General features: G+C 49.9%; 18 protein-coding genes. 9 read left to right on the plus strand and 9 right to left on the minus strand.

Annotated features, from left to right (window positions below):
- The first annotated feature begins 18 nt into the window (after window positions 1-18).
- From IE092_RS00120 to IE092_RS00145, 6 genes are all read left to right on the plus strand, one after another.
- On the plus strand, window positions 19-1,011 hold the full coding sequence (locus IE092_RS00120; RefSeq protein ID WP_189354996.1) for an NADP-dependent oxidoreductase: 993 nt from the start codon (window positions 19-21) through the stop codon (window positions 1,009-1,011).
- 11 nt (window positions 1,012-1,022) lie between these two features.
- Window positions 1,023-1,457 carry a GNAT family N-acetyltransferase gene (locus IE092_RS00125; RefSeq protein ID WP_189354997.1) on the plus strand — a complete coding sequence of 145 codons (435 nt, stop codon included), beginning with the start codon at window positions 1,023-1,025 and terminating at the stop codon, window positions 1,455-1,457.
- Between the two features lie 386 nt (window positions 1,458-1,843).
- On the plus strand, window positions 1,844-3,526 hold the full coding sequence (locus IE092_RS18980) for a methyl-accepting chemotaxis protein (protein WP_308427088.1): 1,683 nt from the start codon (window positions 1,844-1,846) through the stop codon (window positions 3,524-3,526).
- 28 nt (window positions 3,527-3,554) lie between these two features.
- The gene (cysC, locus tag IE092_RS00135) at window positions 3,555-4,268 is read left to right on the plus strand and encodes an adenylyl-sulfate kinase (protein WP_308427089.1); all 714 of its coding nucleotides are present in this window, start codon (window positions 3,555-3,557) and stop codon (window positions 4,266-4,268) included.
- Window positions 4,268-5,245: an acetyltransferase gene (locus IE092_RS00140; RefSeq protein WP_189354998.1), complete on the plus strand. Its 978-nt coding sequence runs from the start codon at window positions 4,268-4,270 to the stop codon at window positions 5,243-5,245. Before cysC ends, IE092_RS00140 begins: the two co-directional genes overlap by 1 nt.
- A 51-nt stretch (window positions 5,246-5,296) precedes the next feature.
- The gene (locus tag IE092_RS00145) at window positions 5,297-6,331 is read left to right on the plus strand and encodes a sulfotransferase family protein (RefSeq protein WP_189354999.1); all 1,035 of its coding nucleotides are present in this window, start codon (window positions 5,297-5,299) and stop codon (window positions 6,329-6,331) included.
- Between the two features lie 73 nt (window positions 6,332-6,404).
- Here the strand turns inward: IE092_RS00145 and IE092_RS00150 are convergent, their stop codons facing one another.
- Complete coding sequence (locus IE092_RS00150; RefSeq protein ID WP_189355000.1) at window positions 6,405-7,022, minus strand: LysE family translocator; 618 nt, start codon at window positions 7,020-7,022, stop codon at window positions 6,405-6,407.
- The gene (locus tag IE092_RS00155; protein ID WP_189355001.1) at window positions 7,019-7,831 is read right to left on the minus strand and encodes an alpha/beta fold hydrolase; all 813 of its coding nucleotides are present in this window, start codon (window positions 7,829-7,831) and stop codon (window positions 7,019-7,021) included. The genes IE092_RS00150 and IE092_RS00155 overlap by 4 nt, the downstream gene beginning before the upstream one ends.
- 300 nt (window positions 7,832-8,131) lie before the next feature.
- On the opposite strand from IE092_RS00155, the gene IE092_RS00160 reads away from it, so the two are divergent.
- Both IE092_RS00160 and IE092_RS00165 read left to right on the plus strand, forming a co-directional pair.
- Window positions 8,132-8,584 (plus strand): CBS domain-containing protein, encoded by a 453-nt coding sequence (locus tag IE092_RS00160; protein WP_189355002.1) that lies wholly within the window; start codon window positions 8,132-8,134, stop codon window positions 8,582-8,584.
- Between the two features lie 69 nt (window positions 8,585-8,653).
- Window positions 8,654-9,652: an NAD(P)/FAD-dependent oxidoreductase gene (locus tag IE092_RS00165; protein ID WP_189355003.1), complete on the plus strand. Its 999-nt coding sequence runs from the start codon at window positions 8,654-8,656 to the stop codon at window positions 9,650-9,652.
- Window positions 9,653-9,737: 85 nt separating this feature from the next.
- Here IE092_RS00165 and IE092_RS00170 read toward each other — a convergent pair whose 3' ends face one another.
- The 7 genes from IE092_RS00170 to IE092_RS00200 all read right to left on the minus strand — a co-directional run bounded on the left by IE092_RS00170 (window position 9,738) and on the right by IE092_RS00200 (window position 18,224).
- Window positions 9,738-10,202 carry a cupin domain-containing protein gene (locus IE092_RS00170; RefSeq protein WP_189355004.1) on the minus strand — a complete coding sequence of 155 codons (465 nt, stop codon included), beginning with the start codon at window positions 10,200-10,202 and terminating at the stop codon, window positions 9,738-9,740.
- Window positions 10,203-10,225: 23 nt separating this feature from the next.
- Window positions 10,226-12,016: an ABC transporter ATP-binding protein gene (locus IE092_RS00175; protein ID WP_229792950.1), complete on the minus strand. Its 1,791-nt coding sequence runs from the start codon at window positions 12,014-12,016 to the stop codon at window positions 10,226-10,228.
- Between the two features lie 94 nt (window positions 12,017-12,110).
- Window positions 12,111-13,649, minus strand: a complete 1,539-nt coding sequence (lysS, locus tag IE092_RS00180; protein ID WP_189355005.1) for a lysine--tRNA ligase — start codon at window positions 13,647-13,649, stop codon at window positions 12,111-12,113.
- 100 nt (window positions 13,650-13,749) lie between these two features.
- Window positions 13,750-14,854 (minus strand): peptide chain release factor 2 gene (gene prfB / locus IE092_RS00185; RefSeq protein ID WP_189355006.1). Its coding sequence is split into 2 segments (ribosomal slippage): window positions 13,750-14,772 and window positions 14,774-14,854, totalling 1,104 coding nucleotides; the frame shifts between segments, so codons are not numbered across the junction.
- 93 nt (window positions 14,855-14,947) lie between these two features.
- Window positions 14,948-15,238, minus strand: a complete 291-nt coding sequence (locus IE092_RS00190) for a hypothetical protein (protein WP_189355007.1) — start codon at window positions 15,236-15,238, stop codon at window positions 14,948-14,950.
- A 129-nt stretch (window positions 15,239-15,367) separates the two neighbouring features.
- Window positions 15,368-17,605 (minus strand): YgiQ family radical SAM protein, encoded by a 2,238-nt coding sequence (locus tag IE092_RS00195; RefSeq protein ID WP_229793018.1) that lies wholly within the window; start codon window positions 17,603-17,605, stop codon window positions 15,368-15,370.
- Between the two features lie 196 nt (window positions 17,606-17,801).
- Entirely contained in the window at window positions 17,802-18,224 is a 423-nt protein-coding gene (locus tag IE092_RS00200; RefSeq protein WP_189355008.1) for a ribonuclease HI family protein, read from the minus strand.
- Window positions 18,225-18,314: 90 nt separating this feature from the next.
- Between IE092_RS00200 and IE092_RS00205 the strand changes: the two genes are divergently transcribed.
- The gene (locus IE092_RS00205; protein WP_189355009.1) at window positions 18,315-19,259 is read left to right on the plus strand and encodes a 2-hydroxyacid dehydrogenase; all 945 of its coding nucleotides are present in this window, start codon (window positions 18,315-18,317) and stop codon (window positions 19,257-19,259) included.
- The last annotated feature ends 100 nt before the right edge of the window (window positions 19,260-19,359 follow it).

Genomic DNA, 19,359 nt, shown 5'->3' on the forward strand with positions numbered 1-19,359 from the left:
GTTATTTTTTACGGAAGAATGATGAATACTTATCGCCGAATTGTGCTGGCGGAGCGGCCGCGCGGGGAGATTACCAGCCAGTGCTTCAGACTGGAGACCGTACCTGTTCCTGATCTGAAACCAGGGCAGATTCTGGTTAAGAATCATTTTCTGTCACTGGACCCCTATATGCGCGGGCGCATGAGTGAGCGTAAAAGCTATGCGAATCCGCAGGCACTGAATGAAACGATGATCGGTGGCACTGTAGGTGAAGTGATTGCCAGCGAAAATCCGCAATGGCAGATTGGCGATCGAGTCGCCGGAATGTTTGGCTGGAGCGAACTGGGAGTCAGTGATGGTCAGGGCTTGCGTCGTATCAGCAAGGATATCCCGATGTCTGCCTATCTTGGCGTTCTCGGGATGCCGGGGATGACGGCATGGTATGGCGTACATCAGATTCTGAAACCGGTCGCCGGAAAGACGGTGGTCATTTCGTCAGCCAGCGGTGCCGTTGGCGGAACAGCGGGGCAACTGGCCAGAAAGCTTGGTCGCCGTGTGGTTGGTATTGCAGGCGGGCCGGAGAAATGTGCTTATGTTGAACAAACTCTTGGGTTTGATGTTTGTATCGATTACAAGCAGATGGACTGGAAAAATGCGCTGGCTAATGCAACGCCGGATGGTATCGATGCTGTGTTTGAAAACGTGGGCGGAGAAATATTTGATGCCAGTCTTGCCCGCATGAATCCGTTTGGACGGATAGCCTTGTGCGGAATGATTTCCGGCTATAACGGTGAGGATATCCCTATCCGAAATTCACGCGCATTGCTGACGATGCGCTTAATGGTGCAGGGTTTCATTGTGACGGAACATCCGGAATGCTGGCCGCAGGGGTTGTCTGAACTGGAAGTGCTGGTCAGAAATCAGGAACTGGCATTCCGTGAATCGGTCTCAGAGGGGCTGGAAAGTGCGCCAGATGCGTTAATCGGGCTGCTGAAAGGCCGTAATTTTGGTAAACAATTGGTTCGTTTTTGACAGGGCAGAGTATGGTAGCGAGTGAATTTATAGTCAGGCTGGGGGACTGGGGAAGCCTGCAGCAAGATGCACAGTTTGTACGCAAGGCAGTGTTCGTCGAGGAACAGGGTATTCCGGCAGAGCTGGAATGGGATGCGAACGATGTAAATTGTCTGCATGCGGTTGCTTACAGTGCCGCTGGTGAACCAGTAGGAACGGGTCGTCTTTTGCCGGATGGACATGTCGGGCGCATGGCTGTACTGTCTTCTGTGCGAGGCCAGGGCGTAGGTGCTGAAATTTTACGCAATCTGATGGCGCAGGCGAAAAGTCGGGGCGATGGCATCGTCATGCTGAATGCACAGCAATCTGCTGAACCTTTTTACCGGAAAGAGGGCTTTGTCCGTGTCGGAGAGATTTTTGAAGAGGCGGGCATACCGCATGTAGCGATGCAAAAAAGTCTGACCTGACCCACATTTTTGCATTTACATGTCAATGTAAAATTTGACATGATTTCTAAGGAAAATTTAAAGTATGTTGAGAAAAAGCCGCTTATAGCGGCTTTTTTTATGCTCAAAAACATATGTTGTCAGTCAGATTAAGACAAATTCGGGATATTGCTGGATTTTACAAAATTTCACACTATGTTGAGTTCTGGGCACGAATATTTTTTACCACAGCCCGGGTGCTAATCGTGCGAGGTTGCCATCTGCAAAATGCATTGAAATGACATTGGCACAAAAAATGATTTTAAAGTCAATTAATGCATATTGGTCCTGTAATGCATCGGTGTGCTAATTAGAATCATTGTAATCAGTGAATATTTAAATATGACGGTGAACTTCCGGAGGCGACTGTGAAAATTGAGAATACAAAGGTTTCGACCCGTCTGGTTGCCGGCTTTGGGATGGTTCTGGTCTTTCTGATGCTGATACTGGGGCTTGGTATCCTCAATATGCAGAAAATTCATGACCGCGCAGAACACATCGTTAAGTTTAATGATGAAGAAATTCGGCTTGCACAAACGATGTATCTGACAGTGACTGAGCGTGCACTGGCTTTGCGTAATCTGATTCTTCTTGAGGAAGAAAAAGAGATCCAGATTGAAGTCGAGCGGATTGCAGCGCAAAACAAAAAATATTTCCAGGCACAGGAGAAGCTTGAAGCACTGGTCAAGAAAGATCCGGAATCCACTGATGCCGAACTGATAATGCTGAAAGCCATCAGCGAACAGGCAAAGCTGAGTGAACCTTTTATTGCAAGAGGGCTGGAACTCGCGATGCAAAAGAAAAAAGAGGAAGCCTATAAGCATCTTCGCTACGACTATCGTCCGGCTCAGAAAAAATGGTGGGAATTAATTTCGCAATTTATTCAGGCGGAGGAAAAGCAGAATCTGCTGGCTGTGGAAGCTGCGGAACAAGGATATCAGACAGCGAAATCTTTGTTGCTGACGCTCGGTGGATTGGCATGGCTGGCAGGTGTTGCCGCATCCTGGCTGATTGTGAAGAGTCTGCTGAATCAGCTTGGTGGTGAACCAAGCTATGCCGTAAAAATTGCGGAGCGTATTGCTGGTGGTGATCTGAGCATGGAAATTCGTGTAGATGAAAAGCATCCGCACAGCCTGATGCACGCAATGCGGGACATGCGAAACGGCCTCGGAGATATCGTTGGCAGAGTCCGTACAGGAACAGAAACAATCGCTTCTGCTTCACGCCAGATTGCATCCGGAAATATGGATTTGTCTGAGCGCTCGGAACAGCAGGCGGGAGCACTGGAAGAAACAGCCTCTTCAATGGAACAGCTGACTTCCACGGTTCAACAGAATGCGGAAAATGCCCGTCAGGCGAATCAACTGGCGCAGTCGGCGGCAGATGTTGCGACTCGTGGCGGAACTGTGGTGGATGAAGTCGTTCATACCATGGGAGCAATTAACGATTCTTCGCGCAAAATTGTTGAAATTATCAGTGTGATTGACGGAATTGCATTTCAGACCAATATTCTGGCACTGAATGCAGCGGTTGAAGCAGCAAGGGCGGGTGAGCAGGGGCGCGGCTTTGCAGTGGTTGCCAGCGAAGTTCGTAATCTTGCGCAACGCTCTGCTGAAGCGGCCCGCGAAATCAAAAAACTGATCGAAGATTCTGTGAGCAAAGTTGTCGCAGGTACCGAACTCGCAGATCAGGCTGGTAATACAATGGCGGAAATCGTAAGTAGTATTCAGAAAGTGACCGGCATTATGGGGGAAATTATGACGGCCACTCAGGAGCAGCGATCGGGTATCGAACAAATTAATGAAGCAATCGTGCAGTTGGATGATACCACCCAGCAGAATGCCGCTTTGGTGGAAGAGGCTGCCGCAGCGGCAAAGTCATTGCAGGATCAGGCAGATTTACTGAACGATGTTGTCTCAGCATTTGTTATTCAGGGTCAAAAGCCGATAACCGCTGAAGTAACACATGCGGAAGTGCTGACACTGCCGAAACGTGCTGTATCGCAACACATTCCAAAGCGTATGAATGCGTTGAGACAAATACGGCGTTAATTGTCGATACTGAAATGCGGAGGTTGATATGAATTCCCTTGCACCCGCCACGGCGATGAGAAATTTACTGAATGAAATCGCCGATCGCCAGGAAAGCTTCGGACGTTTTTTGCAACGACCGGCACCCGCTCAACGGCAGGTAGTCTGGCATCCTACGAATGTTGTAGAAGGGGAGCGGAATGCACTTTTTCAACAACAACCTGTATGTCTCTGGATGACTGGACTCAGTGCAGCAGGTAAATCGACAATTTCGTATGCGTTGGAGAAAAAACTGCTGCAGGCGGGGCATGCTTGTGTGGTGCTCGACGGCGACAACCTCCGCCATCATTTGTGTAGTGATCTTGGTTTCAGTGAGCAAGACCGTCGTGAAAATTTACGTCGTGCAGCTGAGGTAGCGCATTTGTTCAATGAGGCCGGAATGATTGTGATTACCGCGTTTATCTCTCCGTCTGCCAGCGATCGGGCGATGGCAAGAGCAATTATTGGAGATACACGATTTGTTGAGATATACGTTGATGCAGCTTGTTCCGTTTGTGAAGAACGTGACCCGAAAGGCTTATACCAAAGGGCACGAAATGGTGAAATTCCTCACTTTACCGGCATAAGCGCACCTTACGAAATACCGCTGCATCCGGACATTGTCTTGAAAAGTGACAGGCAGACAGTGGGTGGATCGGTACAGGTATTGTTCGACTACTTATCGGAACACAGTTTTATTGTTCAGCAATCAAAGGACGAATAATGTCACTCAGTGCAAACGGCAGAGATATTGACGTCTTCAACGGTGATGCTGATGGAATTTGTGCTGTTCATCAGTGGCGTTTGGCCTATCCGGCAGACACTGAGCTCGTAACAGGTGCAAAACGTGACATCAGTCTGTTGCAGAACTTAAGTGCTTCATACGGTGACAGCGTAAACGTATTCGACATTAGTTTTGATCAAAACATTCACTCGATCCGTCAGTTATTGGATTCAGGCGTGAAGATGACCTATTTTGACCATCACAGTGCCAATACCCGTTTTGAGCATCCCGGACTAACGATGTACTGGGATGACGACCCAAAGGTTTGCAGCAGTGTTCTTGTGAACAATGCGCTAGGCCGGCAGTATTCTGAATGGGCGATCGTCGGCGCGTTCGGAGATAACCTCAGTAACACGGCCCGAAAACTCGCCACATCATTGGGGTTGTCTGAGTATCAAGTCGGGCAACTTTGCGAGCTGGGAAAACTGTTGAACTATAACGCTTACGGTGAATCGCTGGCAGATCTGCATTTTCATCCGGCTTTATTGTATGCAGAAATGAGCCAGTATAAAGACCCGTTTCAGATGATTACTGAGGCAAGTGCTTTCAGAACGTTGCAAAGAGGGTATCACAGTGACCAGCTGTATTTAAATTCGCTGAATCCGACTGAAACGGGCAAAGATGCAATACTGTATGTTTTGCCGGATCAGTCTTGGGCACGACGAATTTCAGGAGAATTCGCAAACCAGCTCGCAACTGATAATCCATCCAAATCATGTGCGGTTATCGTGCCAAAAACAAATTCAGCATTCGTTGTTAGCATCCGGTCTGCAATGCCGGATCTTCATCCGGCAAATACCTTTTGCGGACGTTTTTTGACTGGTGGAGGCCGGCGCAGCGCTGGAGGAGTCAATATTTTGCCAGCATCTGAACTTGACCATTTTGTAAGGTTGTTTTTTCAGTATTTTTCCGAATGACGATTTCGTCTTGCCGATTCGTGTGCGCAGAGATCAAAAAAGGAGTGTGCCATGGCTACACATGAAAAAAATGCTTCGCGTCCAAAGCCAGTATTGATGATCCCGTTGCGTCGCTGTGGTAGTCATGCTCTGCGATTACGCCTGAATAACAGTCCGGAATTCTATTCGCCATATCCATTGCATATTATCGATTTCATGCCGCTGCTCCCGCAGTATGGTGATTTGCAAAACGACGAAAACTATTTTCGTCTGCTGGTCGATGTGATTGGGTTGCAGTCAGTCAGTATGGTGAAGTGGAAAGATATTGTGTTTGAACCCGCAGAGTTATTTGAAGCCTTGAAGAATGAGCCGCGCTCAGTTCACCGAATTTTGTGGGAATTACTGTTGCGCGCGGGTGAGCAGCATGAGGCCAGGGTGGTGATGGATAAATCGCTGGACAGCGTGCGTTATGCTGATGAGCTGATGACCTTATTCCCCGATATGCTGTTTTTAAATGTTGTACGTGATCCAAGAGCACAGGTCGCTTCGATGAACAGAGCGATTATTCATGATTACGATTCGCGTCTGAATGCACTGACCTGGTGTGAGGCACATCAGCTTGCAAAAAATGTTGTGGAGAAATGGCCGGACCGCGTTTTAACAATACGGTATGAAGATTTTCTGTCAGATCAGGAAACCGTTCTGCGCAGAATTTGTGCGTTTTTCGGGATCGCATTTCTGCCACAAATGCTGGACGTTTCCCATTCAGTCGAGGCGCAACAGATTTCCCGTATGTCAGCGCTGTGGGAGAGCAATTGTTTTGCTCCGATTATGGCAAATAAAGATAAGTTTTTAAGTCAGCTCAGGCTGGATGAAGTTGATGCAATTGAGTCAATTTGTGGTGATTGGATGGACTTATACGGTTATGAGCGGATGACGAAGGCTGTTACGCATCTGAGTCCATCCATGCTGGAAGAAGCAAAGGCGACATCTGCAACGAAGCGTTCTGAGGCATGGATCAGACTGAAAGAGAATAATTTTAAAGACTTCATTCTCAGACGATTTCGTGCGGACTATCTGAACAGTCTGGCTACCCGATTGATATGAACAGATTCTGGGCAGGCATCAGCGAATACGAATCCTACGGTCGGTGAGCTGGCGCCTGCCCATTTCGTGATGATCAGTTGATTACTACCATCAAAGCTGCAAACAAGACCAAAATTCCGGCAATTCGCTCAGTGGCGACAGCATATTTTTCTTTTGTAATCAGGTGTCTTGCGCGACTTGCTGCGATTCCGTAGCCAAGCAGGATGAACCATTCAGGGACCATCGAACAAACTGCAAGAAGAAAGATCTGTAAAGACACTGGCTGAGATGTATCGACAAACTGTGGAAGTATGGCGATAAACATTAATAAGGTTTTCGGATTGGTTAACTGCAGCATTAAGGCTTGCAGATAAACAGTAAGCGGAGGTGGCGACGTATCTTGCAGTTGACTGATCGTTAGTGGAGACGGGCGACCAGTCAGGGCGGATATACCAAGATAAGTCAGATACAGTGCGCCAAGATACTTGATCGTGACGAATAACCCGGGCGCTTGCAAAATCAAGCCGCTGATACCGCTGGCTGATAGCACGAAATAAATTGCATTTCCGCTCAGAATTCCCAACGTTGCATAAACAGATCGGCGCCATCCGCTTGTCAGGGCACAAGTAATGACCATCATCACCGCCGGGCCGGGGGATAGTGAAAGCGCTGCTTCGGTAAGCGTAAATAATGCGAGACTCTGATAATTCATATCCCGCCATTCAGAATTGCAGACAATAACTGCACAGTTTCCTCGCCGGATTCAGTCATCAGTGAGTGCCCTGCATTGGGGATGACATGCAAATGACTATTCTTGAAGTATCCGCTTGCCTTTTTGGCAGCGCTGAGCGGCGTCATTTTGTCGGCTTCGCCAGCGATAATATGTACAGGTACAGAGATTTGTTTCAGAGACTCAAAGTCAGGTTGATAAGCATCGCAGGCGTTCATGTCAGAAAAAAGCGTAAGCGCAGAGTTTTCGTGATGGATACGCTCCATCAGTTGCAGGCTGGCTGCGGTAATTTCACTTGAAGTCGCTATGCCTGAAGGTGTTTTTGCCGGATTGTGTGACCACTTGCAGATCAGTCGTATCGCTTCAAGAGGATTGTCTTTTGTCATTGCCAGTAATTGCGATGAAACAGGCATCGGTAGTGCCGTGCCCAGTAAGATCAGTTTCTGGCAATTGAGCTGATGTTTCATCGCCAATTCAATCGCGATCAGCGATCCCATGCTATGACCAGCAATGACGGGATTGCGTACACCAAAATCGGTGATGAGCATTGCTATCCAGTTCGCCATTTCAGGCACCGACGCCAAAGGCTCACCACCTGATTGTCCATGGCAGGGGAGATCGGGTGAAATGACATTCCATCCCGAGTCCGAAAGGCAGTTTACTTGCTTATCCCATACAGTGTGATCATTCTGTGCTCCATGCAGTAAAACGATCCAGGGCTGCCCTGGCTTCCATGTGTCGCATGTATTTCCTTTGAAAATCGTAACGTCCTGACTAGCCTGTTTTTTCATGTTGTATAACGTCAATGATAAAAAGTTGGATTCAGTGCCCGTGTGTATGGTTTGCAGATTTACACCGGAAAAACTGTGCCGAAGTGATCCCTGAGTGAAATTATGCCTGCTTATGTATGCGCTGAATATTGTGCAGAGTGAAACTGTTGTTTGATGTAGGCCACCTGTGTTTGACTGCGCATCATTTAGTCCATACGGTAATGGTTATGATTTGTATCCAACACGTTCAGGCTGGATTTTTTGCGGCGCATAAGATACATTGATATGCAGTTTATAAAACAAATTCGCGTGGAGGAAAAAATGAAAGTATCTGAAATTCTGCAGGTGAAAGGTAATATCCTCTACACAGTGACGCCTGATACACCGATTATGGATGCTGTCAGTGTCATGGAAGAAAAAGATATTGGTTCTCTGGTGGTGATGGAATACGGCGAGCTGGCGGGGATACTGACTTTTCGCGAAGTGATTCGTGGTATTCACGGCAATAAAGGTACGCTTGCGGAGGCTGGGACCGTGCGTAAATTTATGGATGACCATCCGCTGACGGTTACGCCGGAAACTGAAGTGAATGAAGTGCGCCGGATGATGCTCGAAAAGCATTCCCGCTACTTACCAGTGATGGATGCCAGAACTTTGCTTGGTGTAATTTCGTTTTATGACGTGGCAAAAGCGGTTTTGGAAGCGCAGAGTTTCGAAAATAAAATGCTGAAAGCGTATATTCGTGACTGGCCAGCGCAGGAAGGTGAAGAATAAAGTTGTATGAATGGAAGATTGCCCGCTCTATATAGCGGGCTTTTTTATTGGTAAGAGACAGGAGTATACATGCTGAATATTGCTGTGATCGGAAGCGGTTTGGCCGGGTTGACGGCGGCACGTCAATTGCAACATGCGGGACATCATGTCACAGTCTATGAAAAAGCAATGGGTGTCAGCGGCAGGATGAGCACCCGCCAGACTGAAATCGGTGGTTTTGACCATGGAGCGCAGTACTTTACCGCAAGTACAGCCCGATTCAGAAAAGAGGTTTCAGACTGGATAAAGCAAGGCTGGGTTGCAGAATGGGATGGCCGTATCGTTGCACTGGAACACGGGAAAGTGACGACTGAGAAAAAGCGGACTGTGCGTTATGTTGCTGTACCAGGGATGAATGCCTTGGGGAAACAGTTGCAGCATGGGCTGGATGTGCGAACTGAGCATACGATTACTGCATGTGAACGCTGGAATTCGCAATGGCTGCTACGCTTCCGTAGCCCTGCCACCGCAATTGAGGCGACTGCGGGTCCGTTTGACCGCATCATAATGGCAGTTCCGGCTGAACAGGCTGCGCCTTTGCTGTCTGTTGTGCCTGAACTTGCTGCAGAAGCATCGGCAGTACATATGTCTCCATGCTGGACGATGATGCTGGGTTTTCCGTTTGAACTGAATTTACCGTTTGACGGTGCGTTTGTGCAAAGCCACCGCTTAAACTGGATTGCACGTGACAATGCGAAACCCGGGCGCCGTGCCGGTGAGCGCTGGATTGCACAAGCTGGTCCGGCCTGGAGTGAAGAGCATTTGCGCGATGAGCCTGAACGGGTGCTGGAAAAAATGCTGAAGGCTTTTCATGAAGAAACAGGAAGTCAGATTCAGCCCATGCATGCCGTTGTACACCGCTGGGCATATGCGCAGGCTGAAAAGCCGGTGGCAGCGGACTTTTTATATTCGGAAGAATTTGGCATCGGCGCTTGCGGAGACTGGTTCAGTGCCGGACTGGAGGGCGGAGGGAAAATTGAACATGCTTTCCTGAGCGCTTTGAATCTGAGTAAGAAAATCAGTAACTAATCGTGGTTTGCCGTAAAAAAGGCTGAACCTCTGGCTCTGCCTTTTTTGTTTTGAAGCAGGGGAAATTCATAGTCTGATGTCAAGTTCAGACAGGTGCGAATTTGCGCTCCAGTCTGCCAGCGTCATACAGGGTCCATGTTTTCCGGATATGTTGCGGCACTTTCCAGCGTGCAACTGTGCCTGCACGGAAGAAAGCGCTGTCACCGGCTTTCAGTGAGAATTTTTTACCCAGATACTCCAGTTCAACACCGCCTTCCAGAATATAGATTGCCTCATCGTGCGAGTAATGCCATTCGAAGGTACTCGCATCGCACTCAAAGATGCCTGAGGTGGTTTTACCGTCACTGGATTTGAAAAATTCACTTGCCCGAAAATTCGGTTTACCTTCAATTACCCACGAAGAATTGACTTCCAGTGGTTTTAACTGCGGATGCGCCGCAGAATCACTCGGCGCTGAAACATTATTCCGGTGCTGTGCAATGCTATACAGATGCACGCCTGACAGGGCGATTGCTGCGCCGGCGATACAGTTAAAAAGAATGCGCTTCATGAAAATCTGGCCTTTCAATATTCTCAGAATGTACGTTCGCCTGTTTGCAGCTTCCAAAGTGCAGCATAGATGCCCTGGTCTTGCAGCAAGGTCTGATGAGTACCTGTTTCTGTCATTTTACCGTTTTCCAGTACGCAGATAAGATCTGCATTGCGAATGGTGGATAAACGATGTGCAATGATAATGGTGGTTCTGTTTTTGCTGATCACATCAAGACTGCGCTGAATCGAGGCTTCAGTTTCGTTATCAACAGCGCTGGTTGCTTCATCAAGAATCAGAATGGGCGGGTCCTTGAGAATCGCACGCGCAAGTGCAAGGCGTTGACGCTGTCCGCCTGACAGTTTTTGTCCGCGTTCACCAACTTTGGTGGCGAATCCCAGTGGCAATTTCTCAATAAATTCCAGCGCTTCTGCAGCACGTGCAGCTTCATACACTGCTTCATCGCTGGCATTGTTGATACCGTATGCAATATTTTCCGCGATCGTACCATCAGTCAGAAAGCTATCCTGTGCGACGTACCCAATTACCCGGCGTAAATCCTGTAGATTGATCTGGTCGCTTGCCTGTCCATCCAGCAAAATCTGACCGGATTGCGGACTGTAGAAGCGTAGCAGCAGTTTAACCAGCGTCGACTTACCCGAGCCAGTAGAGCCAACAAATGCCACGGTTTTCCCTGAGGAAATCGTCAGATTAATGTTTTGCAAAGTTGGATGATCAGCGTAGCTGAAGCTGACATTCTCAAAACGGATTTCGCCTTTTACTTCACTTGTAGTAAGTTTTTTGCCGTCGTAGCTGATCTGGATTTTCGTGTCGATCAGATTCATTGCGCGCTCAATGGCAGACATCGATCGCTGGTACATATCTGCGACTTCGGCCAGACCCGTCATCGGCCACAGAAGGCGTTGAGTCAGATAAACAAGTACGGAATATGCACCAACTGCCAGCTCATTATGTAAGGTCAGCCACCCGCCATATACCAGGGTGGCCGTAAACCCGGCCAGAATTGCCATGCGGATGACCGGTGTGATTGCAGAGCTGACAGCAATGGCAGCAGCATTCGCATCTTTGTAGGCCGCACTGGCTTGTGCAATGTGTTGCTTCTCAAATTCTTCGGTCGCAAAAGCCTTAATTGTGGCAAGGCCGAGTAAATTATTATTCAGTCGTGCACTGACATCACCCGCTGCCTCCCGTACCTTTGCGTAGCGTGGGGCGAGTTTTTTCTGAAACCAGAATGCCCCGAACAGAATTGCCGGAACCGGCAGCAGGGCGATGACGGCCAGTTTGGGTTGCAATACAAAGAACACCGTGCTGACCATGATGGATGAGCAAATCACCTGAATGATCTGATTCGCACCACCATTCAGAAAACGCTCCATCTGATTAATATCTTCATTCATGACGGACATCAGATTGCCGGTGCGCTGGTTTTCAAAATACGCCATATCCAGTTTCTGAACATGATCATAGGCATCCAGTCGAAGATCATGCTGCAGGTTTTGTGCGAGCTTACGCCAGCGCAGGCAAAGTAAGTATTCGAACCAGGATTCGCCCATCCATATAACTGCATTCAGTGCACCGAGTAAAATCAGCTGGTGCCATGTCTGGGTGATGCCGAACTGGCCAAGTATTTCTCTTGCGAGAAAACTCTTTTCACCATTGACGACGATATCAACGGCAACGCCGATCAGTACTTCGGGAAGAACATCAAAAAATTTATTGAGAACGGAATAGAGCGTCGCCAGCTGAAAATCGCGTCGGTAATTATTGGCGTAGCGCAACAACCGCTTTAATGGATGCAGTGGGGCGGCAGACATAAATTCATGCAAAAAAGAAAAGGGACTGCAATCATACAGTCCCTCAGTCTTTCCTGCATAAATTCAGGCGGGGTAAATCGCCCGAATGTGTTTTTTAGTCTTCACGACGCAAATGCGGGAACAGAATCACGTCACGAATGTTCGGAGAATCTGTGATCAGCATCATCAGACGGTCAATACCGATACCGCAACCACCGGTTGGCGGCAGACCATATTCGAGTGCACGGATATAGTCAGCATCGTAGTACATCGCTTCATCGTCGCCAGCTTCTTTCGCAGCAACCTGCGCCATAAACCGGGCAGCCTGATCTTCAGAGTCATTCAACTCAGAGAAGCCGTTCGCAATTTCGCGACCCGTCATGAACAGTTCAAAACGTTCAGTGATGCCTGCGACAGTATCGGAAGCACGTGCCAGCGGAGAAACTTCCACCGGATAATCGATGATGTAAGTCGGGTTCCACAGTTGGGATTCAGCTGTTTCTTCAAACAGTGCAAGTTGCAGCGCGCCAAGACCAGCGGTTGCCAGTGGTTTAACGCCGAATTTCGCCAGTTCAGCCTTGAGGAAATCTACATCGTGCAGTTGTTCGTTCGTGTAACCCGGCGCGTACTTATTGATTGCGCCAACGATGGTCAGGCGTTCAAAAGGCTTGCTCAGATCCAGCTCTTTACCCTGATATGTCAGAACTGCTGTGCCGTGTGCATCTTCTGCTGCTTTGCGAATCACTTGCTCAGTGAAATCCATCAGCCATTTGTAATCAACGTAGGCAGCGTAGAATTCCATCATCGTGAATTCCGGATTGTGGCGTGGAGAAACACCTTCGTTACGGAAGTTACGGTTAACTTCAAATACACGCTCAAAGCCACCAACAACCAGACGTTTCAGATACAGTTCCGGTGCGATACGCAGGAACATTTCCATGTCCAGCGCATTGTGGTGAGTAATGAACGGTTTGGCAGCTGCACCGCCAGGGATTGCGTGCAGCATTGGTGTTTCAACTTCCATGAAGTCATGGCTGGCCATGAAGTTGCGGATAGAAGTCATCGCCGCAGTACGTGCTTTGAATGTACGGCGTGTTTCTTCACTGGTGATCAGGTCAACATAACGCTGACGGTATTTCATTTCCTGATTTGACAGGCCATGGAATTTGTCCGGCAGAGGGCGCAGCGATTTGGTCAGCAGACGCAGTTCGGTTACTTTGATGGTCAGTTCGTCGGTCTTGGTTTTGAACAGTACACCACGGATACCCAGGATATCGCCCAGGTCATAGTGACGGAATGCTTCCATTGCTTCGTCACCGGTTTTGTCCTGTGTGACGTAAATCTGAATGCGGCCATCCGCTTTGATACCGGAAGCATCCTGCAGGGTTGCGAATGCTGCTTTTTTACCTGCTTCACGCTTGAGCATCATGCGGCCCGCAACAACCACTTCCACATTCAGGCTTTCCAGTTCTTCGCGGTTTTGTTCCGCGTATTTTGCCTGCAGGTCAGAAGCCTTGTGCTGAGGACGGAAATCATTTGGAAACGCGATGCCCTTCTTGCGGATCGCGTCCAGCTTGGCACGGCGTTCTGCAATAATGGCATTGTCGTCGGCATGCACTTCGCTGCTGACAGTTGCTTGGTTGATTTCTGACATAAGTTTCTCTCAGTAAGACCGGGCCTTCTGGCCCTTGCTGTTGAATTTCTGACGCAGACACACGCCTGCGTCAGGATCGCATGATGTATGCAGGTGGGGATCAGACACCTTGTTTCAGCGATGCTGCGATGAAATCATCGATTTCGCCATCGAGCACTGCTTTGGTATTGCCGGTTTCATGGCCGGTACGCAAGTCTTTAATACGGGACTGATCCAGTACATAAGAACGAATCTGATGACCCCAGCCCACGTCGGTTTTGGAATCTTCCAGATTTTGTTTTTCCGCCATCCGTTTGCGTAATTCCAGCTCAAACAGTTTCGCTTTCAGCATTTCCCACGCTTCGGCACGGTTACGGTGCTGACTGCGGTCGTTCTGACATTGCACAACGATACCGGTTGGTGCGTGGGTTAAACGTACAGCAGAGTCTGTTTTATTGATGTGCTGACCACCGGCACCGGATGCGCGGTAAGTGTCGGTACGAACATCCGCCGGATTGATTTCAATCTCAAACGATTCGTCGACTTCAGGGTAGACAAACAAGCTGGAGAAGGAAGTGTGGCGGCCGTTATTTGAATCAAACGGTGATTTACGTACCAGACGGTGTACACCGGTTTCTGTACGCAGGAAACCGTAAGCGTATTCGCCTTCTACTTTCAGAGTCGCCGTTTTGATACCTGCAACATCGCCGTCCGATTGTTCCAGAATGTCGACCTTGAAGCCTTTGCGTTCGCAATAGCGCAGATACTGACGCAGCAGCATCGATGCCCAGTCTTGTGCCTCGGTACCACCGGCACCAGCCTGAATATCGATAAAGCAATTGTTCGGGTCCATCGGGTTGTTAAACATCCGGCGGAATTCCATGCCTTCGATCAGGCCGCGGATACGCTCTACGTCGGACTCGATGGATGCCAGCGTGTCTTCGTCATTTTCTTCTTTCGCCATTTCAAACAGATCTGAAGCATCGGTCAGACCGTTGTTGGCTTCGATCAGTGTATTGACGATCGCTTCCAGCGATTTTTTTTCTTTACCGAGGTCCTGCGCCCGTTTCGGGTCGTTCCAGACATTCGGATCTTCTAATTCTGCGTTAACTTGTTCGAGTTTCTCTGACTTGATATCGAAGTCAAAGATACCTCCGTAAATCAGCCTCGCGCGCGGTCAGGTCGGCGAGCAGGTTGGACAGACTATTCAGACGTTCGGCTTCCATAATCCTGTATTTTCCAATGCAATTAAAACCTTGCATTATAACCTGAGCTCGCCCGGGATTTCCCGCACAATGCGGTGCGTAATGGAAAAAACCTTACCAGACAGAGGTGGTTTCGGTAGCTTTGCTGCCGCGATGCGATTCAAACCAGCGACTGAGATGATTTTTGAAGCAATCAGGACAGATGTGATACTGCACCAGTCTGGAGCTGCCCCCGCTTGGCATGGACTCTTCTTCTTCCATCGCAATCGTGGTGATGACTTTCTCGTGTTCTTTTTCACTCCAGTTTTCGTCCCAGCGCGATTCTGCACCACAAACGTCGCAGGTCAGTTTATCGAACACTTCCTCAGTATGCTCGAGGATCAGAACGGTTTTCATGTGCTTCATGCTTCCTCCTTCTGTGGGTGATGCAGTTGGACAAGCTCTATCTCCGATTCATTGTATATGCTGGCAGAAAGCGGGGCAGGGTGATGGCGAAAAAAAAGCTGCATTCCGTAGAGGAGTGCAGCTTTTTAATCAGCGTCCTTTGCGAGGCGCGGCAGATTTAAATCCACCCGGTCCGGACCGGCTGGCACCAACTGGCTTCGTTCCGGTGCGTACCGTCGTTGCTGGTTTTGTAATGCCTGTTTTACGCGCAACCGCATTTACCGAATTTTTTCCGAAGGTATTCAGCTTCGGCGCGGCAACCCGGCGGCCATTTTCCTTGCCGATTTCCTGAATCGCGACGCGAACTGCTGGCGGGCGTGGCGGAATCAGATGGTTCGGGCCAGTGCCGATCAGATCGCGACGTCCCATATAGACCAGACCGTCACGTACAATTTCCCAGTTCTCCGGTGCATGGTAACGCAGCAGGGCTTTATGGAATTTACGGGTTTTGCCAGCGCGTGCAGTTTCCACGACTTCAGAGTCTTGCGTGACTTTTTTCAGCGGATTTTTACGCGTGTGGTACATCGTGCTTGCCAGTGCCATCGGCGTTGGCATAAAGGTTTGCACCTGATCCAGCTTGAAGTTATTTTTCTTCAGCCACAAAGCCAGATTCACCATGTCTTCATCTGTGCAACCCGGATGGGCTGCGATGAAGTAAGGAATCAGATACTGTTCTTTACCGGCTTCACGCGAATACTTCTCAAACATGGCCTTGAACTTATCGTAGCTGCCGATGCCCGGTTTCATCATTTTGGACAGCGTGTTTTGCTCGGTATGTTCCGGTGCAATTTTCAGTAATCCGCCGACGTGATGCGTCACCAGTTCCTTCACGTATTCCGGCGATTCCACTGCCAGATCGTAACGCAGCCCTGATGACACCAGAATTTTCTTGATGCCGGGAATCGCACGCGCTTTGCGGTAAATCTGGATCAGTTTGCTGTGATCCGTATTCAGGTTTGAGCAGATGCCCGGATACACGCAAGACAGCTTACGGCAGGACTCTTCGATTTTCTTGTCTTTACATGCGATGCGGTACATGTTGGCGGTCGGGCCGCCGAGGTCGGAAATAATGCCGGTAAAGCCTTTGACTTTATCGCGGATTTCTTCGATTTCACGCAGGATGGAGCGTTCGGAACGGCTTTGAATAATGCGGCCTTCGTGCTCCGTAATCGAGCAGAAAGTACAGCCCCCGAAACAACCGCGCATAATATTGATCGAGAAACGGATCATTTCCCATGCCGGAATGCGGGCATCGCCATAGCTAGGATGCGGCGCACGGGCGTAGGTGCGGTCGTACACGCCATCCATTTCATCCATGCCCAGCGGCAGTGGTGGCGGATTCAGCCATACGTCACGGTTGCCGTGATTTTGTACCAGTGCTTTCGCATTGCCCGGATTCGCTTCCAGATGGAAAACACGTGAAGCATGGGCGTACATCACAGGATCCGCCGAGACTTCATCAAACGATGGCATGCGAATCACGGTTTTGTGCAAACGGTTTTTAATCATTTGCTGGCGTTCTTCGCGGCTCATGATACGCATCGCCTGCGCCTGTACGACATCAGGCTTGGTTTCTGCTGCAGCGGTTTCGCTGCTCGCACCATCTTTGCCTGTGCTGCACTTTGCATCATTTTCCGGCACCATCGCATACGGATTGGTTGGCGGATCAATACGGCCCGGTTTGTCGATGCGAACGGAGTCGATTTCTGTCCATTCTTCATCCGGCAGCCAGCCTTTTGGCACCATAAACGCCGTACCGCGAATGTCGCGGATGGATTTGATAGACTCGCCGGCAGCGATACGGTGCGTCATTTCAATCAGCGCTCGTTCTGCATTGCCGAACAGTAAAATGTCGGCTTTAGAATCCTGTAATACCGAGCGGCGAACTTTGTCAGACCAGTAATCGTAATGCGCAATACGGCGCAGACTGGCTTCAATGCTGCCGACCACAATATTGGTATCGGGAAAGGCTTCACGCGCACGCTGTGCATACACGGTGACAGCGCGATCCGGACGTTTGCCGCGTTCGCCGTTTGGCGTGTAGGCATCTTCAGAACGGATTTTGCGGTCAGCAGTGTATTTGTTGACCATGGAATCCATATTGCCGGCGGTAATGCCGAAATACAGATTCGGTTTGCCAAGCGCACGGAATGCATCCGCATTCTGCCAGTCCGGCTGGCTGATAATGCCGACGCGGAAGCCGTGGTGCTCCAGCAGGCGGCCAATCAGGGCCATGCCGAAACTAGGATGATCGATATACGCGTCACCGGTAATCAGGATGACGTCACAGCTATCCCAGCCAAGCGCATCCATTTCTGCACGTGACATTGGCAGAAACGGGGCGGCATAGTCACCGCCGACTTCGTAGCGGTGCTTAGGATAAGAAAAGAGATTTTTTGGTTGAGCATTCATAGGCGCGATTGTACCGGAAAGTACAAAAGCTTGCGTTTGCTCAATGTGAAATTTTGCTGAAGAATCAAAAACTTGCGTGCATCTGAAGAACTTGCTTAAGCATTAAGCAAATTCAGGCTGGCTGGCGCAGTAACTGATCGGCTTCCTGATTGCGGTGACGGGGTACCCAGTGCAGATGCCAGTCAGGAAATCGTGCCAGTATTGCCTGTGCCTCGGCGCGGTAATGGCTCAGTACCGCAGCCGGACGCGGTGCGGTGCCCAGCACATCCTGAATCACGACCTGACTGTCGCCCTGAATGCGTGCGCTTTGTCCCGGCTGGCAATGCAGGGCCAGCGTTTGCAGTAAGGCGATCAGCGCCTGATACTCCGCATCGCTGCTGTCGCCTTCACCGGCATGCCGTGCCCACTCCACGGTTTTACCACTGGCAGCATGCCGCAAAATGCCCGCGATACGGCATTTGCCCGGATTCGGTGAGCATGAACCGTCAAAAGCAGCATGCCAGTCGGCGGGTGGTTGAACGCGGGATTTTTTCATGCGGAGTCAGTGTATGGCAGGGGCGGGATGCGGGGCGCTATGCTATCCTGTTGCGCGTTTTTTTGCCATCCACGCCGGAGAATTTTCAGTATGCAACCTGTCATTCCTTTTATTGCTGCGCCCGGATATCGCTTTACTACGCAATGGGTCGATGTTCTGCAGCAGGCATTACCGGAATGCACCGTCGTGCCGGTGGAATTTCTGAGCTCCGATCAGCGGACGCAAGTGGAAGTGGCGGTGGTGGCAAATCCGGATCCGCAAACCCTGCGTTTATTGCCGAATCTGAAATGGGTGCACAGCGTCTGGGCCGGTGTGGAACGCTTGCTCAGTGATTTGCAGGACTGGCAATTACCAGTGGTGCGGCTGAAAGACCCGGAACTTGCGCGAACCATGGCGGAAGCGGTACTCGCTTGGACTATGTATCTGCATCGCGATATGCCGGCATACCGTCAGTTGCAAGCGGAACGGCGCTGGCAACCACTGGAATATACGCCGGCGCGGGCGCGCAGAGTCAGTGTGCTGGGTACCGGTGAGTTGGGTGGTACAGCCTTGAAATTACTGCAGCAGACCGGTTTTCAGGTATCTGGCTGGAGTCGGCGTGGTAATGGCCCTGAAGGAGTGCGCTGCTTCTCCGGTGAGCAGGGTTTGCAGGCAATGCTGGCGGAGACAGACATTCTCGTCTTGCTGCTGCCTCTAACACCGCAGACACGCGGACTGGTGAATGCAGCATTGCTGAAAAAATTACCTGCCGGTGCGGCACTGATCAATTTTGCGCGCGGTGATATTGTGGATGATGCAGATTTGCGCACCGCGCTGGATACAAAACACCTGCGTCACGCTGTTCTGGATGTGTTTTCCCAGGAACCATTACCCGCGCAAAGCTGGCACTGGTCTCATCCCTCCGTCACGGTGCTACCGCATATCTCTGCGCCAACCACCCGCGACACCGCCGCGCAGATCGTCGCGCAAAACCTGCGGCGCTGGCTGGCTTCCGGTGAGATCCCGGAATCCGTGGATCTGCAACAGGGCTACTGAATTTGCCTGAAAAACATTGCAATAAACTGTGTAATTCATGTAAATTCGCAAACTTTACTGCGTATTCGCTGTGGAAACTTGCAGCGGCAGTGCACTGTAT

The sequence above is a fragment of the Cognatundibacterium squillarum genome (genome assembly GCF_014652435.1).
GTDB classification, from domain to species: Bacteria; Pseudomonadota; Gammaproteobacteria; order Burkholderiales; family Burkholderiaceae_D; genus Undibacterium; species Undibacterium squillarum.

What these genes read in the sequence shown, in the direction of transcription:
- IE092_RS00140 (WP_189354998.1), top strand. Translation starts at nt 4,268, where the DNA reads ATGTCACTCAGTGCAAACGGCAGAGATATTGACGTCTTCAACGGTGAT.
- IE092_RS00155 (WP_189355001.1), bottom strand. Translation starts at nt 7,831, where the DNA reads ATGAAAAAACAGGCTAGTCAGGACGTTACGATTTTCAAAGGAAATACA.
- IE092_RS00150 (WP_189355000.1), bottom strand. Translation starts at nt 7,022, where the DNA reads ATGAATTATCAGAGTCTCGCATTATTTACGCTTACCGAAGCAGCGCTT.
- IE092_RS00200 (WP_189355008.1), bottom strand. Translation starts at nt 18,224, where the DNA reads ATGAAAAAATCCCGCGTTCAACCACCCGCCGACTGGCATGCTGCTTTT.
- cysC (WP_308427089.1), top strand. Translation starts at nt 3,555, where the DNA reads ATGAATTCCCTTGCACCCGCCACGGCGATGAGAAATTTACTGAATGAA.
- IE092_RS00175 (WP_229792950.1), bottom strand. Translation starts at nt 12,016, where the DNA reads ATGTCTGCCGCCCCACTGCATCCATTAAAGCGGTTGTTGCGCTACGCC.
- IE092_RS00190 (WP_189355007.1), bottom strand. Translation starts at nt 15,238, where the DNA reads ATGAAGCACATGAAAACCGTTCTGATCCTCGAGCATACTGAGGAAGTG.
- IE092_RS00125 (WP_189354997.1), top strand. Translation starts at nt 1,023, where the DNA reads ATGGTAGCGAGTGAATTTATAGTCAGGCTGGGGGACTGGGGAAGCCTG.
- IE092_RS00195 (WP_229793018.1), bottom strand. Translation starts at nt 17,605, where the DNA reads ATGTCACGTGCAGAAATGGATGCGCTTGGCTGGGATAGCTGTGACGTC.
- IE092_RS00160 (WP_189355002.1), top strand. Translation starts at nt 8,132, where the DNA reads ATGAAAGTATCTGAAATTCTGCAGGTGAAAGGTAATATCCTCTACACA.
- IE092_RS00170 (WP_189355004.1), bottom strand. Translation starts at nt 10,202, where the DNA reads ATGAAGCGCATTCTTTTTAACTGTATCGCCGGCGCAGCAATCGCCCTG.
- IE092_RS00145 (WP_189354999.1), top strand. Translation starts at nt 5,297, where the DNA reads ATGGCTACACATGAAAAAAATGCTTCGCGTCCAAAGCCAGTATTGATG.
- lysS (WP_189355005.1), bottom strand. Translation starts at nt 13,649, where the DNA reads ATGTCAGAAATCAACCAAGCAACTGTCAGCAGCGAAGTGCATGCCGAC.
- IE092_RS00205 (WP_189355009.1), top strand. Translation starts at nt 18,315, where the DNA reads ATGCAACCTGTCATTCCTTTTATTGCTGCGCCCGGATATCGCTTTACT.
- IE092_RS00165 (WP_189355003.1), top strand. Translation starts at nt 8,654, where the DNA reads ATGCTGAATATTGCTGTGATCGGAAGCGGTTTGGCCGGGTTGACGGCG.
- IE092_RS00120 (WP_189354996.1), top strand. Translation starts at nt 19, where the DNA reads ATGATGAATACTTATCGCCGAATTGTGCTGGCGGAGCGGCCGCGCGGG.